Source organism: Streptomyces sp. NPDC001415 (assembly GCF_053597395.1).
The window spans coordinates 25668-40581 of sequence record NZ_JBSFIE010000011.1; the positions used below are offsets into that span (position 1 = coordinate 25668).

General features: G+C 70.2%; 11 protein-coding genes. 6 read left to right on the forward strand and 5 right to left on the reverse strand.

Annotated elements, in window-relative coordinates; all coding sequences use genetic code 11:
- Positions 1–122: 122 nt before the first annotated feature.
- On the reverse strand, positions 123–1205 hold the full coding sequence (locus ACWC2B_RS17125; protein ID WP_450717235.1) for a sugar phosphate nucleotidyltransferase: 1083 nt from the start codon (positions 1203–1205) through the stop codon (positions 123–125).
- 121 nt (positions 1206–1326) lie between these two features.
- Positions 1327–2592 carry a peptidoglycan recognition protein family protein gene (locus ACWC2B_RS17130; protein WP_450717236.1) on the reverse strand — a complete coding sequence of 422 codons (1266 nt, stop codon included), beginning with the start codon at positions 2590–2592 and terminating at the stop codon, positions 1327–1329.
- A gap of 128 nt (positions 2593–2720) precedes the next feature.
- Between ACWC2B_RS17130 and ACWC2B_RS17135 the strand changes: the two genes are divergently transcribed.
- From ACWC2B_RS17135 to ACWC2B_RS17150, 4 genes are all read left to right on the forward strand, one after another.
- Positions 2721–3473, forward strand: a complete 753-nt coding sequence (locus tag ACWC2B_RS17135; RefSeq protein WP_450717237.1) for a TIGR03089 family protein — start codon at positions 2721–2723, stop codon at positions 3471–3473.
- A 206-nt stretch (positions 3474–3679) separates the two neighbouring features.
- Complete coding sequence (locus ACWC2B_RS17140; RefSeq protein ID WP_450717238.1) at positions 3680–5038, forward strand: LCP family protein; 1359 nt, start codon at positions 3680–3682, stop codon at positions 5036–5038.
- Positions 5039–5269: 231 nt separating this feature from the next.
- Entirely contained in the window at positions 5270–7003 is a 1734-nt protein-coding gene (locus ACWC2B_RS17145; protein WP_450717239.1) for an LCP family protein, read from the forward strand.
- Between the two features lie 71 nt (positions 7004–7074).
- A complete protein-coding gene (locus ACWC2B_RS17150) occupies positions 7075–8799 on the forward strand; it encodes an LCP family protein (RefSeq protein WP_450717240.1) in 1725 nt (574 codons plus the stop codon).
- Between the two features lie 97 nt (positions 8800–8896).
- Here ACWC2B_RS17150 and ACWC2B_RS17155 read toward each other — a convergent pair whose 3' ends face one another.
- Positions 8897–9928 (reverse strand): glycosyltransferase family 2 protein, encoded by a 1032-nt coding sequence (locus ACWC2B_RS17155; RefSeq protein WP_450717242.1) that lies wholly within the window; start codon positions 9926–9928, stop codon positions 8897–8899.
- Positions 9929–10047: 119 nt separating this feature from the next.
- Here ACWC2B_RS17155 and ACWC2B_RS17160 point away from each other — a divergent pair, with 119 nt between their 5' ends.
- A complete protein-coding gene (locus ACWC2B_RS17160; protein ID WP_450717244.1) occupies positions 10048–11538 on the forward strand; it encodes an LCP family protein in 1491 nt (496 codons plus the stop codon).
- A 108-nt stretch (positions 11539–11646) separates the two neighbouring features.
- On the opposite strand, the gene ACWC2B_RS17165 is transcribed toward ACWC2B_RS17160, so the two are convergent.
- The gene (locus tag ACWC2B_RS17165) at positions 11647–12171 is read right to left on the reverse strand and encodes an acyl-CoA thioesterase (RefSeq protein ID WP_053725090.1); all 525 of its coding nucleotides are present in this window, start codon (positions 12169–12171) and stop codon (positions 11647–11649) included.
- A gap of 117 nt (positions 12172–12288) precedes the next feature.
- Here ACWC2B_RS17165 and ACWC2B_RS17170 point away from each other — a divergent pair, with 117 nt between their 5' ends.
- Positions 12289–13620 (forward strand): LCP family protein, encoded by a 1332-nt coding sequence (locus tag ACWC2B_RS17170; RefSeq protein WP_450717246.1) that lies wholly within the window; start codon positions 12289–12291, stop codon positions 13618–13620.
- 76 nt (positions 13621–13696) lie between these two features.
- Here the strand turns inward: ACWC2B_RS17170 and ACWC2B_RS17175 are convergent, their stop codons facing one another.
- Complete coding sequence (locus ACWC2B_RS17175) at positions 13697–14863, reverse strand: acyl-CoA dehydrogenase family protein (protein ID WP_450717248.1); 1167 nt, start codon at positions 14861–14863, stop codon at positions 13697–13699.
- Positions 14864–14914: the final 51 nt, after the last annotated feature.

Below are 14914 nucleotides of genomic sequence, written 5' to 3' on the forward strand. Positions count from 1 at the left end.
CCAGGGGCGCGGGGAACTGCGCGACCAGCCACGCACCGCCCGCAGCGATCTCACCCACCCCCGGAGGCCACGCGGCGGAGCCGCAGAGTGTCACAGCGGGAAGGGGCGGGGTGGGGGAAGGGCTACTGGTCCGAGGAGAAGCGCACCGACCCCGCCGGGAGCACCGCGTCGCACCACACCCGTACCCCTTCGCGGAGCTCGTTGTCCGGGCCCACCCTCGCGCCGTCGCCCACGACCGCTCCGGCCAGGATCGTCCGCGCGCCGATTCGCGCGCCCGCTCCGACCAGCGAGTCCGTGATCACCGCGCCCGCTTCCACCACCGCGTCCGACAGGATCGTGCTGCCCGCGATCCGCGCGCCCTCGCCGACCACCGCACCGTGGCCGACCACCGTGCCGCCGGTCAGCTTCGCGTCGGGGGCCACCTTCGCCGTCGGCAGGACCAGGCGGTCGCCGCATCGGCCGGGCACCGCCGGGGACGGGGCGCGGCCCAGGACCAGGTCCGCCGAGCCCCGGACGAACGCCTGCGGAGTGCCCAGGTCCAGCCAGTAGGTCGAGTCCACCATCCCTTGGAGGTGGGCGCCCGCCGCCAGCAGGCCGGGGAAGGTCTCCCTCTCCACGGAGACCGGGCGGCCCGCCGGGATCTCGTCGATCACCGAGCGGCGGAACACGTACGCCCCCGCGTTGATCTGGTCCGTGACGATCTCCTCCGGCGTCTGGGGCTTCTCCAGGAAGGCCGTGACGCGGCCGGTCGGGTCGGTGGGGACCAGGCCGAACGCCCTCGGATCGTCGACCCGGGTCAGGTGCAGGGAGACATCCGCGCCGGAGGAGTCGTGGGTGTCCACGAGCGCCCTGATGTCCAGGCCCGTCAGGATGTCGCCGTTGAAGATCAGGACCGGGTCGTCGGGGCCCGAGTTCAGTCTGGACGCCACGTTGCGGATGGCGCCGCCCGTTCCCAGCGGCTCGTCCTCCGTCACGTACTCGATGCTGAGGCCGAGGGCGGAGCCGTCGCCGAAGTACGGCTCGAACACCTCGGCCAGATAGGAGGTGGCCAGGACGATGTGGTCGACGCCCGCCGCGTGGGCCCGGGCCAGCTGGTGGGTGAGGAAGGGGACGCCGGCCGCCGGAACCATCGGCTTCGGCGTGTTCACCGTGAGCGGGCGCAGCCTCGTGCCCTTGCCGCCGACCAGGAGGATCGCTTCTGTCACCTGTCGTCTCTGCTTCCTGCTGGGGCCGGCCTTCGGATTCCGTCACACTCGGGCGGAACTCCCGGCCGGCCAGTGTATGCAGACTGTCCGGTTGCTCATGCCGCCGGCCGGAGCCCGTGTCTCAACGCCGCCCCTGGTAGTGGGCCGCGGAGACCCGGGCCGCGCCGAGCTTGCCGTACAGGCGCGCCCCCGGGCAGTCGGTGGCGAATCCGTCGCGGTGGCCGGAGATGGTGTTGAACTTGACGCTGCGTCCCTTCTTGTAGTGGTTGCCTTTGCCGCCGCCGGAGACGAGCGTGCTCTTGCCGGTCGGGTTCACTCCGTACAGTCCGAGCTTCCAGGCCGAGAGTTGCTCGATGGCCTTGAGGGCGGCGGTGGACGGGGTGGTGTTGTTGTACGTGCCAAGGACCGCGATGCCCACGCTGTTGGTGTTGAAACCGAGAGTGTGCGCGCCCATGACGGCCTTGGTCACGCCCCCGGCGCGGCCTTCGTAGATGTTTCCGCACTTGTCGACGGCGAAGTTGTAGCCGATGTCCCGCCACCCGTTGCTCTTGACGTGGTAGCGGTAGATACCGCGCAAGACGGAGGGCGCCTGGGCACAGCTGTATCCGTTGCCGGAGGCGGTGTGGTGGACGAAGGCGACCTTGACGCTCTTGGTGTAGATGAACCCGCCCTCGCGCAGCCCCTCGTCGGCGCCCCAGCCCTTGCGCGTGATGATGCGCGGCCGCTTCCCGAGGTACGGACGGGCCTGGGCCGTGGGCCCGGCCACCTCGGCGGCCTCGGCCTGGCTCGCGGCCGTGTCCAGGGCGGGCAGCACGTCGGGGGCCTGCTTGTCGCGGGTGCTGTCGCCCGGGTCCTCGTCGGCGGGTCCGGTGCCCGGGTCGACGAGGTCCAGGCGCAGGCCCTGGGGAAGCGGCTCGCCGCCGGCTCGCTCGGGGCGTACGCGTGCCTCGACGGCGTCCGAGTCGCCCACCCACAGCGGCGCGGTCGAGCCGTGCAAGGGGCGCGCGGCCTCGGAGGTGTCGGGGTCCGCGGCGTGGTCGCTGTTGTGGGTCTCCAGGTCCTGCCAGTCGGACCAGGTGCCGTCAGCGCGGCCCCGGGTGCGGACCTGGACGCTGCCGTGCAACTCGTCGTCGGGCTTGTCCCAGACCACGCCGACCAGCGAGAACGGCCGGACTTCCTGTTGGGCCAGGCCTTGTTCGGGGGTTTCGTCCGCCGCACGGTCCGCGCCGGGCAGCGGGGCCAGCCGCAGCGACTGGGTGGAGCCGGCGGGTTCCGCGGTGGGGGGCGGCTCGGCACTCGATGCCGCTACGGATGTCATGACCACCAGAGGGAGGGCGAGGGCCGCGGCCGCGGCGACGCCGATCGAAGACGCAAGGAAGCTACGCATGCTGACGATCGTGGACATAGATGGACAATCCTGTCCATTGCGGAACTGACGGCCCGTCGGCCAAACCGGTGTACGCACCCGCCCACCGGTGCCGCTGCCGCCCCGGCGCGCCGCGTAGCCTTGCCCGCGTGAACGCCAGCGACCGCACCCCTGCCGACCTGCTGCGATCCGCGCTCGCCGCGGACCCGGGCCGCCCCCTCATCACCTTCTACGACGACGCCACCGGCGAGCGCGTGGAACTGTCCGTCGCCACCTTCGCCAATTGGGTGGCCAAGACCGCGAATCTGCTCCAGGGCGATCTCGCCGCCGCACCCGGCGACCGGCTCGCGCTGCTGCTCCCCGCGCACTGGCAGAGCGCGGTGTGGCTGATGGCCTGCCACTCGGTGGGCGTGACCGTGGAGATCGGCGGCGACGCGGCCGCGGCCGACCTCGTGGTCAGCGGCCCCGACACCCTTGAGGAGGCCCGCGCCTGCACCGGCGAGCGGGTGGCGCTCGCGCTGCGCCCGCTCGGCGGCCGCTTCCCGCAGCCGCCCGCCGGCTTCGCGGACTACGCCGTCGAGGTGCCGAGCCAGGGCGACCGGTTCGCGCCCTTCGTGCCCGTCGACCCCGACGCCCCCGCGCTCGCCGTCGACGGCCTCGAACTGAGCGCCGCCGAACTCGTCGCGCGGGCCCGCGCCGGGGCCTCCGAGCTCGGCCTCGGCTCCGGTTCGCGGCTCCTTTCGGCGCTCCCGTACGACACCTGGCAAGGGCTCGCCCACGGTCTGTACGCCCCGCTCGCCTCGGGCGGCTCGGTCGTCCTGTGCCGCAATCTGGCCCAACTGGCCGACGGCGGGCTTGAGAAGCGGGCCGAGAGCGAGAGGGTCACGCACCGCTCGCTGTGATCCGGCGACCCTTCCCGCGGCCCTGACGGTCCGCCGATCTCCACCCTTGTGGCCCACCGCCGGGCCCGGCCCCCGAGCCCCGGCACCACCTCCGGTACATGATCGACCGTACGCACAACCATGCGCGCGATTCGGCCGTCTATCGGGGTGCCCGGCGGCGCAGCGCGCCCGCCGACCCGTGATGGCCCGTGAGGATGGACGCCGACGTGACCGACAGTGCTGACACGCCCCCCGAGCCGGAAGACCGGGCCGGGGCCGAGCAGCCACCACCGGCCACCGGCACCGGACCGGACGCGAAGCCCGCGGCAGCAGAGCCCACAGAGACCGGACCGGAAGCCGAGCCCACGGTCACGGAGCCCACGGACACCGAGCCCAACGCAGCGGAGGCCGCACCGGGCGCGGAGCCCGCAGACGCCAAGGGCGGCCGCCGCTGGCTGCGTTGGACCGCGATCGGCGTCTCCGTCGTCGTCCTCGCGGCGGCCGGAACCGGCTGGTGGTTCTACCGCAAGCTCGACGGCAACATCCAGACGGACACCACCGCCGCGCACGAGCTGGACAAGTACGAGCGGGACCGGCCCGCCTCCGTCGTGCACGGCGCGCAGAACCTGCTGCTCATCGGCTCGGACTCGCGCGCGGGCAACAACTCCTCGTACGGCAGGGACGACGGCGGCAGCCAGCGCTCGGACACCACGATCCTGCTGCACCTGGCCGCCGACCGGCTCAGCGCCACCGCCGTCTCGCTGCCGCGCGACCTGATGACCGACATCCCCGCCTGCGGCAGGCCCGACGGCACCAGCACCAAGGCCCAATTCACCCAGTTCAACTCGGCGTTCGAGATGGCCGGCGCCGCCTGCACGATCCGTACGGTCGAGAACATGACCGGCATCCGGATCGACCACCACATGGTCGTCGACTTCAGCGGGTTCAAGGACATGGTCGACGCGGTGGACGGCGTCGAGGTCTGCCTGAAGGAGCCGGTCGACGACCGGCAGGCCCACCTGAAACTCCCCGCGGGGCGCCAACTGCTGCGCGGGGAGCAGGCGCTGGGCTTCGTGCGCTCCCGGCACGGCTTCGGGGACGGCAGTGACACCCAGCGCATGGACCGCCAGCAGCAGTTCCTCGGCTCGCTGATCAAGAAGGTGCAGAGCAACGGGGTGCTGCTCAACCCGACCCGGCTCTTCCCGGTCCTGGACGCGGCGACCAGGTCCATCACCACGGACCCCGGTCTGAACACGCTGAAGGACCTGTACGACCTGGTGCGCTCGGTGCGCGGGATTCCGACCGAGAACATCCGCTTCCTGACCGTTCCGCGTCAGCCTTATGCGTACGACAGCGACCGCGACGAGCTCGTGCAGCCGGACGCGGACAAGCTCTTCAAGCAGCTGCGCGAAGACCGGCCGATCAAGGTGGCGCCCTCCGCGGACGTGACGAGGGCCAAGGAGGGCGCGAAGGGTGGGACCGGCTCCGGCGGGGACGGCAAGCCCGACGATCCGGACCCGTCGCAGAGCGCTTCGGCGACCCCCCTCTACTCGGGGACGAACGCCGCCACGGGCATGTGCGGCTAGCCGGGCGTGTATGTCGACAACCTGTGAAATGCAGGCAACGACCAGCGGATTGGGGCCAAATGCCCGCTTGTAAAGGGCGTGGAATTTGTCACGGTCGTCGCTCTTCGCTGAACTGGCCAGATAGTGTGACGCGATCCGGTGCGACAAGGCCAACGGGCCGCGCACCGCAGGAGCGAATGATTGAGCGCTTTGGGGGAAGCGACTCGGCACCGACGGAGGACAGAAGCAACCGTGGATGCGCAGAGCCGTGGGCGGGCCGATGATGTCGACCCCGCAGACCAGTGGGTCCTCAACCCGGATACCGGCACTTACGAATTGCGACTGAATCCTTCCGGAACGCAGTCGAATTCCGGTTCCGGGCGATCGTCGACAGGTACTGCGTCGGGCAGAAAATCAGGGCAGTCCGGGCGTTCCGGGCGTCGTGAGGTGCCCGGGCAGCGCAATCGCCGATCGAACCGCTCCCCCGAGGAGTCCCCCGACGCGCAGGGCCGCCGCAAGCGCAAGCCCAAGACGACGCGCAAGAAGAAGGCCCTGCTGTGGACGGGCGGCGTGATGGGCTTCGTCCTCGTCGTCGGCGCGGGCGGCGCGTACTGGCTCTACCAGCACTTCAACGGCAACCTCAACACCGTCGACGTCGGTGACGCGGGCAGCAAGAGTTCGGTGCCGGACGGGGCGTTCAACATCCTCGTCATCGGCACCGACAAGCGCACCGGCAAGGGCAACGAGGGCTACGGCGACGCGGGCAGCGAGGGCCACGCCGACACCAACATCCTCTTCCACGTCTCGGCGGACCGGACCAACGCGACCGCGATGTCCATCCCGCGCGACATGGTGACCGACATCCCCGCCTGCCCGACCAGGCAGAAGGACGGCACCACCAAGACGGTGCGGGCCGAGAAGAACGTGCGGTTCAACACGAGCCTGGGCCAGGAGGGTCGCGACCCGGGCTGCACGATGCGTACGGTCAAGCAGCTCACCGGGCTCAACGTCGACCACTTCATGATGGCCGACTTCAACGCCGTCAAGGAGCTGTCCACGGCTGTCGGCGGCGTCAAGGTCTGCCTCACCAAGCCGGTGAGCGACCCCAAGTCGCATCTGAAGCTCCCGGCCGGCGAGAGCGTCGTCAAGGGCGAGCAGGCCCTCGCGTTCGTACGGACCCGGCACAGCTTCGGCGACGAGAGCGACCTCTCCCGGATCAAGCAGCAGCAGCAGTTCCTGAGCTCGATGATCCGGCAGATGAAGTCGGACGACACCCTGGGCAGCCCGACCAAGATGTACAGCCTCGCGGACGTGGCGACCAAGGCGCTCACGGTCGACTCCGGCATAGGCAGCATCAAGAAGCTGACCGACCTCGCCCAGGTGCTCGGCAAGATCGACGCGAAGAACATCACCTTCACCACGCTGCCGGTCATAGACAATCCTGCCGAGGGCAAGAAGCACATCACGGTCGTGCCCGACCCGACGAAGGCCGACGCGCTGTTCGCGATGATGCGCTCCGACACCTCGCTCACCGAGGTGAAGAAGAAGGAGGCGGACGCCAAGAGCGCGGCCGCCGCCGAAGAGGCCGCCCGCCTCAACGGACCCCGTGCCCAGGCCTCCGACGTACGGGTCACCGTGCTCAACGGCGGCGCGAAGGCGGGCGCCGCGGGCGTGATGGTGACCTGGCTGCAGAACCAGCAGGGCGTGCTCAAGTCGAGCAACGGCTCCAACGCGCCGGCGAAGGTGCCCGCCACGGTCCTGGCCTACGCACCGAACCAGGCCGACCAGGCCCGCAAGCTCGCGGATCTGCTCGGCCTGCCCGCCTCCGCGCTGCAGCCGGGCACGAAGGACGCCGTGGGCAAGGAGCCGATGGTGCTGACCCTCGGCCCCGACTTCAAGGAGGCGGGAACGCCCATCTCCGCTCCGGCCAAGGCACCGGAAGGCATTCAGAAGGTCGAAGCCGACAAGTCGGTGTGCGCCAAGTAAGGGACTCACGGCCCGCCCGGGCCTCAGGGGGAGTCGACACGACAGGGGGTATTGGGGTGGGCAGGAACAGCGTGCGCGGAGAGGGGGCGCGCGGACGCGTCGAGCACGCGGGCGAACTCGGCTGGGACGAGAGCCTGTACGGGGACGACGCGCCCGGCGAGGCCAAGCCGGTCGAGGCCAACTCCCCGAAGAAGTCCGGCAGTTCGGGGCCGGCGGGCGGCTCCGGCGCGTCCGGCGGCGGCGACGCGCCCGGAGACGCGGCGGCGTCCGGCAGCGGACACCGCCGGGGCGGCCGCCGCAAACGCGGCAAACGCAAGCACCGAATACTGAGATGGACCGCGATCACGCTCGCGGTCCTCATACTCGGGACGGCCACCGCCGGTTACCTGTACTACCAGCACCTGAACAACAGCATCCGCAAGGGCGACCGCAGCGCGGGCGGCAGCGACGCCAAGAAGACCGCGCCGAACGCCGACGGCCAGACGCCGCTGAACATCCTGCTCATCGGCTCCGACAGCCGTAACTCGGACGAGAACGTCAAGCTCGGCGGCGCGAAGCAGGACCGGGGCGGCGATCCGCACGCGGACGTACAGATGCTGCTCCACGTCTCCGCCGACCGCAAGAACGCCTCGGTCGTGAGCATCCCGCGCGACACCCGGGTGGACGTGCCCGAGTGCAAGGACACCGAGAAGAACAAGGTCAATCCGGCCACCAACGCCATCATCAACGAGGCACTCGGGCGTGGCGGAGCCGGCTGTGTCCTGGACACCTGGGAGAAGCTGACCGGCATCTACATCGACCACTGGATGATGGTCGACTTCGCCGGTGTCGTGGCCATCTCCGACGCCGTGGGCGGCGCCGACGTCTGCGTGAAGCAGAACGTCGACGACCACCCCACCAAGCTCCAGCCCGGTGGCTCGCACCTGCACCTGACCGCGGGCAACCACACCGTGAAGGGCGAGCAGGCCCTGCAGTGGCTGCGCACCCGGCACGCCTTCGGCAGCGACATCGGCCGCTCCCAGGCCCAGCACATGTACATGAACTCGGTGATCCGCAACCTCAAGGACCAGAACGCGTTCACCGACACGGGCCGCCTGCTGAACATCGCCGAGACCGCGGTCGACGTGCTCAAGGTCTCCTCCGAGCTCGGCACCGTCAAGAAGCTGCTCGACCTGGGGATGGAGCTCAAGAACATCCCCATGGACCGCATCAACATGCTGACCATGCCGCGCCTGCCCGACCCCAAGGACCCGGACGCCCACGTGGTGCCGGACAAGGCGAAGGCCGACGCGCTGTGGGCGATGCTGCGCGACGACAAGCCGCTGGACGGCAAGGACGACGGCAAGCCCGCCCCGGCGCCCTCCAAGGGCCCGGCCGCCGCGGCTCCCGACTCGCTCGCGGTGACCGTGGTCAACGGCACCGGCACGGGCGGCCGCCTCGCCGCCAAGGGCCGGGCCACCGAGGTGGTCACCGCGCTCAAGGCGAAGGGCTTCAAGAAGGCCGACACGGGTTCCGGCGGCCCCGCCTCCACCAGTGAGGTCGACTATCCCAAGGCCGCGGGCGCCCAGGGCAAGGCGGACGCGGAGTCGGTCGCCGCGGCGCTCGGCCTGCCCGCCTCCGCAGTCAAGGCCACCGACGTCAAGGGCCTGACCCTGGTGGTCGGCGGCGACTGGCGCACCGGCGACAGCTACCCGAAGCAGGACCCCAAGGCGAGCGACCCGCTCAAGGACACCGAGTCGGTCAACGGAGCCGACAAGGGCGCCTGCATGGAGGTGTACGCGCCCTACCGCTTCTAGCCCGCGTACGTAGGCGAAAGGGGGCGCCCGGTGCTTTTCGGCACCGGGCGCCCCCTGTTTCGTACGCTCTGTTCCGTCGGCTCTGCGCTTCGTCCGCTCAGACGGACGTGGTCCGCACGCTCGGGCGGCGGCTCGCGATGACCTTCTTGGCCAGCGCCTTCGGGCTGGTCAGGAAGCCGTAGCCCCAGGACATGTGCATGGTGGCGAGCGCCACCGGGATCTGGGCGCGGGCCTTGAGCGAGAGGCCTTTGCCGGCGGGGAGCGAGCCCGCCGCGATCGCGGCCAGATAGCCGGCCGGGACCACGAACCCCCACGGCGTGAGCAGGGCGCCCACCACCACGCCCGCGGCGATCGCGCAGACGGCGGTCGGCGGCGCCAGATAGCGCAGGTTGATGGAGCCCTCGTGGTAGCGGGCCACCACGTGGCGCCACCGCCCGTAGTCCTTGTACTGCTTGGCCAGCGCCTTCACGGAAGGCCGGGGTCGGTACTGGACCTTGAGCTCGGGCGAGAACCAGATGAGGCCGCCGGCCTCCCTGATCCGGAAGTTCAGCTCCCAGTCCTGGGCGCGGATGAACTCCTCGTTGTAGCCGCCCTGTTGTTCAAGGGCCTCGCGGCGGAAGACACCCAGATACACGGTTTCGGCGGGCCCGGCCGCGCCCCCGGTGTGGAAGGCCGCGTTGCCGACGCCGATCTTCGAGGTCATCGCGGCGGCGACCGCGTCCTCCCAGGCGTTCTCGCCCTCGGCGTGCATGATGCCGCCGACGTTCTGGGCGCCGGTCTCCTCAAGGAGGCGCACGGCGGTCGCGATGTAGTTCGGCGACAGCATGCCGTGGCCGTCGACGCGTACCACGATCGGGTGGCGCGAGGCCTTGATCGCGGCGTTCAGGGCCGCGGGCGTGCGCCCGGTGGGATTGGGCACGGTGTGGACCCGGGCCCGTGCGTTGGACGCGGTCTCCCGCACCAGCTCGGCGGCGATCTCGTCGGTACGGTCACTGGACGGGCCGAGCGCGATCACCACCTCCATCTCGCCCGCGTACTCCTGCTCCAGGATGTGACGGACCGAGTTGCGCAGATGCCGCTCCTCATTGAGGACCGGCATGATCACGGAAACAGCAGGCGTGGCGTTCATCGGTGGTCACGTTACCGCGAATGGGGGACACGGTCGCGCGGCGGCCGGGTGGTGCGCGGGGTAGCTGATCGTATGGGCCTACGGTGCTCAAGATCCCCCTGCCACCCGCGGAGGTCCCCGTGCCCACGCCGCCCCGTCCGCGCTCCGTACGCCCCGTTCAGCCCCGCAGCAGACAGCAGCAGGACGAGCGCCCCCGCTGGGGCCTGCGGCTCGCGACGACGCTGTCCGTCCTGGTGCTCGGCGCGGGCGGGGTCGGCCATGCGGTGGTCACCAGCCTGGACGGCGGGATCGGCCGCGTGGACCCGTTCCGGGACATGAAGAACCGTCCGCAGGGCAGCCGGGGCACGAACATCCTGCTGGTCGGCACCGACGGGCGGGACAAGATCACGCCCGAGGAGAAGCAGAAGTACCGGCTCGGCGGGGCGCCCTGCCACTGCACCGACACGATCATGATGGTGCACGTCTCGGAGGAGCGGGACCGCATCAGCGTGGTGAGCCTGCCGCGCGACTCCTACGCCGAGGTCCCCGAGCACACCGACGAGACCACTGGCCGGCACTACGGCAAGCACCCCGTGAAGCTGAACGCGGCCTACGCCGAGGGCGGGCCCTCGCTCACCGTGCGCACCGTCGAGCACATGACAGGGCTGAAGATCAACCACTATCTGGAGGTCGACTTCACCAGCTTCATGAAGACGGTCGACGTGGTCGGCGGCGTGCAGATCTGCACGGCCCGCCCCATGAAGGACTCCTACACCGGCCTCGACCTGGCCGCGGGCACCCACCAGCTGAACGGCGGCGAAGCCCTCCAGTACGTGCGCTCCCGGCACACCGACGGCTCGTCCGACCTCGGCCGGATGCAGCGCCAGCAGCGCTTCCTGGCCGCCCTGGCCGCGAAGGCGACGGGCAACGGGGTGCTCCTCAACCCGGTGAAGTTCCGCGAGTTCGCCTCGTCCCTGCTGTCCTCGGTACGGGCCGACGAGGGCTTCGGGGTGGAGGAGATGCTGAACTTCGCCTCCGCGATGAAGGGGTTCTCGCCCTCCTCGTCCGACTTCACGACGGTGCCGCTCGGGCAGCTCGGCATCCAGATCAAGGGCGTCGGATCGACCGTGAAGTGGGACGCCGCCAAGGCGAAGAAACTGTTCCAGTTGCTCCACGACGACAAGCCGCTGGCCCCGCACGCGCCGAAGCCCTCGCCGCAGCCGGCGTCCAAGGACGAGAAGCCGCCGCGCAAGGAGCCGGGCTCGCTCGTCGAGGTCGCCCCCGAGCGGATCAAGGTCCAGGTCTACAACGGGACCCACACCGACGGGCTCGGCCGCCGCGTCGACGACGCGCTGCACGCCACGGGCTTCCAGACCACCGGCATCCCCCGGGCCAGCACCAACCTCGGCATGCGCCGCACCCTGATCGAGTACGACCCGCGCTGGGACCGCTCGGCCGGGTCCCTTGCGGCCGCCCTCCCGGGCAGTGAGCTGCGCCCGGTGAAGGGGCTGGGAGCCACGTTGAAGGTGACGGCGGGCGCGGACTTCAAGGACGTCGTGCCGGTGAGGGCGGAGGAACAGCCGCAGGGTGACTTCGGCACCATGACGGGCGACAAGGTGATCTGTCCCTGAGCCTCTGAGGGGCCCTGTCTGAGGGGCTCTGAAGGTACGCGGAGCCGTGACATGGTGCGGCTCCGCCGCGACGGCCCGCAGGCACATGCCCAGCACCAGCGGCAGTGCTCAGTCGTCGAGCCCCTCGGCCGCCCGCTTCTCGCGGAGTTCCATGATCGCGCGGCGTCGGGCGAGGCGGTGGGTGCGGCGGATCTGGGCCTCCTGGTAGCGGCGCTCGTCGCGCTCGGTCTCGGGGACCACCGGCGGTACCGGACGCGGCTTGCCGTCGGCGTCGACCGCCGCGAAGACGAGGTAGGCGGAGCCCACCTGCTGGGCCGGGGTCGACTCGTTCCAGCGCTCGGCGAGCACCCGCACGCCGACCTCCATCGAGGACCGGCCCGTCCAGTTGACCTGCGCCTTCACATGCACCAGGTCGCCGACCCTGACCGGCATCAGGAACACCATCTCGTCCATGGAGGCGGTGACGGCCGGGCCGCCCGAGTGGCGTCCGGCCACCGCGCCCGCGGCGTCGTCCACCAGCTTCATGATCACGCCGCCGTGCACCGTGCCGAGGAGGTTGGTGTCATGGGTGGTCATGATGTGGCTCAGGGTGGTTCGGGAGGCCGAGGTCGGCTTGCCCGGAAGATCAGTCATGCGATCCACTTTAGGCGGCGACCCGCCGAACCTCTTTGCATCAGCCTTGCAACAGCCCTGCCCCGAACTCCCCCCTGCCCTGTCAGCGGCCCGGGGCCGCCGTGCATGCTGGACGGCATGAATGAATGGCCCGACGCCCGCAATGGCAACGCCCGCGGAAACGGCGACGACGCCTACGGCCGCGGCAGCTCCGCCGCGCGGCCCGAGGGCGCGCGCCGGATGCGGCACGTCCAGCGGCCCGCCCCCGTCCCTCCCCCGCAGCGCCCCGTCCCGCAGCAGCAGCCCGGGTACGACGACGGCTACGGGCAGCCGCAGCAGTACGGCCGGGGCGCCGTGCCCGGGCAGGGCTCGTACGACAGCGGCTACAGCGAGGGCCACGTCTACGGCAGCCCGGCGAACCGGGGTCCGGCGGGTCCCGGCGGGCCGGGTGGTCCCGAGGGGCCGCGGCGCGTCGGCGGGCGCAGGCCCGGGGCCGCGCCGAACTGGCGCAGGCGGATCACCATCGGGGTGCTGTCCCTGGTCGTCGTGCTGCTGGTCACCGCGGTCGGCACGTACTTCTGGGCGGACGGCAAGGTGCGCCGCGAGGTCGACCTGTCCAAGGTCATCGACCGGCCCGCCGAGGGCAAGGGCACCAATTACCTGATCGTCGGCTCCGACTCCCGCGACGGCATGTCCGACGAGGAGAAGAAGAAGCTGCACACCGGCTCGGCCGACGGCAAGCGGACCGACTCGATGATCCTGCTGCACGTCGGCGACAACGGGAACACGATGGTCTCGCTGCCCCGTGACTCGTGGGTGACGATCCCCAGCTTCAAGGGCTCCGATTCCGGAAAGTCGTTCCCGTCCAAGGGCAAGGACAAGCTGAACGCGGCGTTCTCGATCGACGGCCCCGAGCTCCTCGTCCGTACCGTCGAGGCGAATACCGGATTGCACATCGACCACTACGCGGAGATCGGCTTCGCGGGATTCGCGAACATCGTGGACGCGGTCGGCGGTGTGGAACTCGACATTCCGCAGGACATCAAGGACAAGGACTCCGGCGCGGACTTCAAGAAGGGCAAGCAGACCCTCGACGGCCAGCAGGCCCTCGCGTTCGTCCGCAACCGGCACGGTTACGCCGCCGGTGACCTGGAGCGCACGAAGAACCAGCAGAAGTTCCTGTCCGCCCTGGCCAGCCAGACGGCGACGCCGACGACGATCCTCAACCCGTTCAAGCTGTACCCGGTGATGGGCGCGGGCCTGGACACCCTGATCGTCGACAAGGACATGGGTCTGTTCGACCTGGGCTCCATGTTCTGGGCGATGAAGGGCATCACCGGCGGCGACGGCATCTCGATGAACATGCCGGTCGCGGGCGACGGCCCGCAGACCTCCCTCCTCTGGGACAAGCCGAAGGTCACCCAGCTGGTGAACCAGCTGAAGAACGACGAGGCGGTCACGGTCAAGTAGCCGCCGCGAGACCGCACGACGGAAGGGCCCGCATCCATGCGCCATGGATGCGGGCCTTTCGTCAACTCCCTTGCCGCTACGGCAGGTTGCGCGACATCACGATGCGCTGGACCTGGTTCGTACCTTCATAAATCTGGGTGATCTTCGCGTCGCGCATCATGCGCTCGACCGGGTAGTCACGGGTGTAGCCGTAGCCGCCGAGGAGCTGGACGGCGTCGGTGGTGATCTCCATGGCGACGTCGGAGGCGAAGCACTTGGCGGCGGCGCCGAAGAACGTCAGGTCGGAGTCGAGGCGCTCGGACTTGGCGGCGGCCGAGTAGGTGAGCTGGCGGGCGGCCTCCAGCTTCATGGCCATGTCGGCCAGCATGAACTGGATGCCCTGGAAGTCGGCGATGGCCTTGCCGAACTGCTTGCGCTCCTGGACGTAGCCCTTGGCGTAGTCGAGGGCGCCCTGCGCGATGCCGAGGGCCTGGGCCGCGATGGTGATGCGGGTGTGGTCCAGGGTCTTCATGGCGGTCGCGAAGCCGGTGCCCTCTTCGCCGATCATGCGGTCGGCCGGGATGCGGACGTTGTCGAGATAGACCTCGCGGGTCGGCGAGCCCTTGATGCCGAGCTTCTTCTCGGGGGCGCCGAAGGAGACGCCCTCGTCCGACTTCTCGACGACGAAGGCGCTGATGCCCTTCGAGCGCTTCTCGAGGTCGGTCACGGCCATGACCGTGTAGTACTCGCTCTCACCGGCGTTGGTGATCCAGCGCTTCACGCCGTTGAGGACCCAGAAGTCCCCGTCGCGGACGGCCTTGGTCTTCATGCCGGCCGCGTCCGAACCGGCGTCCGGCTCAGAGAGGCAGTACGAGAACATGCCCTCGCCCTTGGCGAGCGGGCCCAGGTACTTCTTCTTCAGCTCCTCGGAGCCCGAGAGGATCACCGGGAGCGAGCCGAGCTTGTTCACGGCGGGGATGAGGGAGGAGGAGGCGCAGACCCGCGCGACCTCTTCGATCACGATGACGGTCGCGAGCGCGTCGGCGCCTGCGCCGCCGTACTCCTCCGGCACGTGCACGGCGTGCAGGTCGTTGGCGACCAGCGCGTCGAGCGCCTCCCGGGGGAAGCGGGCCTGCTCGTCGACCTCGGCCGCGTACGGGCCGATCTTGGCCTCGGAGAGCGAGCGGATGGCGTCGCGGAGCATGTCGTGCTCCTCGGACGGGCGGTACAGGTCGAACTCCGAGTTGCCAGCCGTTCCGGCCAAGGTCTCTCACTCCCCAAGGGACGCTAACTACCGTTAAGTAACCTAATTTTA

Bases quoted from the DNA above. Each gene is read 5' to 3' on its own strand.
- ACWC2B_RS17130 (WP_450717236.1), bottom strand. From the start codon at position 2,592: ATGCGTAGCTTCCTTGCGTCTTCGATCGGCGTCGCCGCGGCCGCGGCC.
- ACWC2B_RS17155 (WP_450717242.1), bottom strand. From the start codon at position 9,928: ATGAACGCCACGCCTGCTGTTTCCGTGATCATGCCGGTCCTCAATGAG.
- ACWC2B_RS17165 (WP_053725090.1), bottom strand. From the start codon at position 12,171: ATGACTGATCTTCCGGGCAAGCCGACCTCGGCCTCCCGAACCACCCTG.
- ACWC2B_RS17170 (WP_450717246.1), top strand. From the start codon at position 12,289: ATGAATGAATGGCCCGACGCCCGCAATGGCAACGCCCGCGGAAACGGC.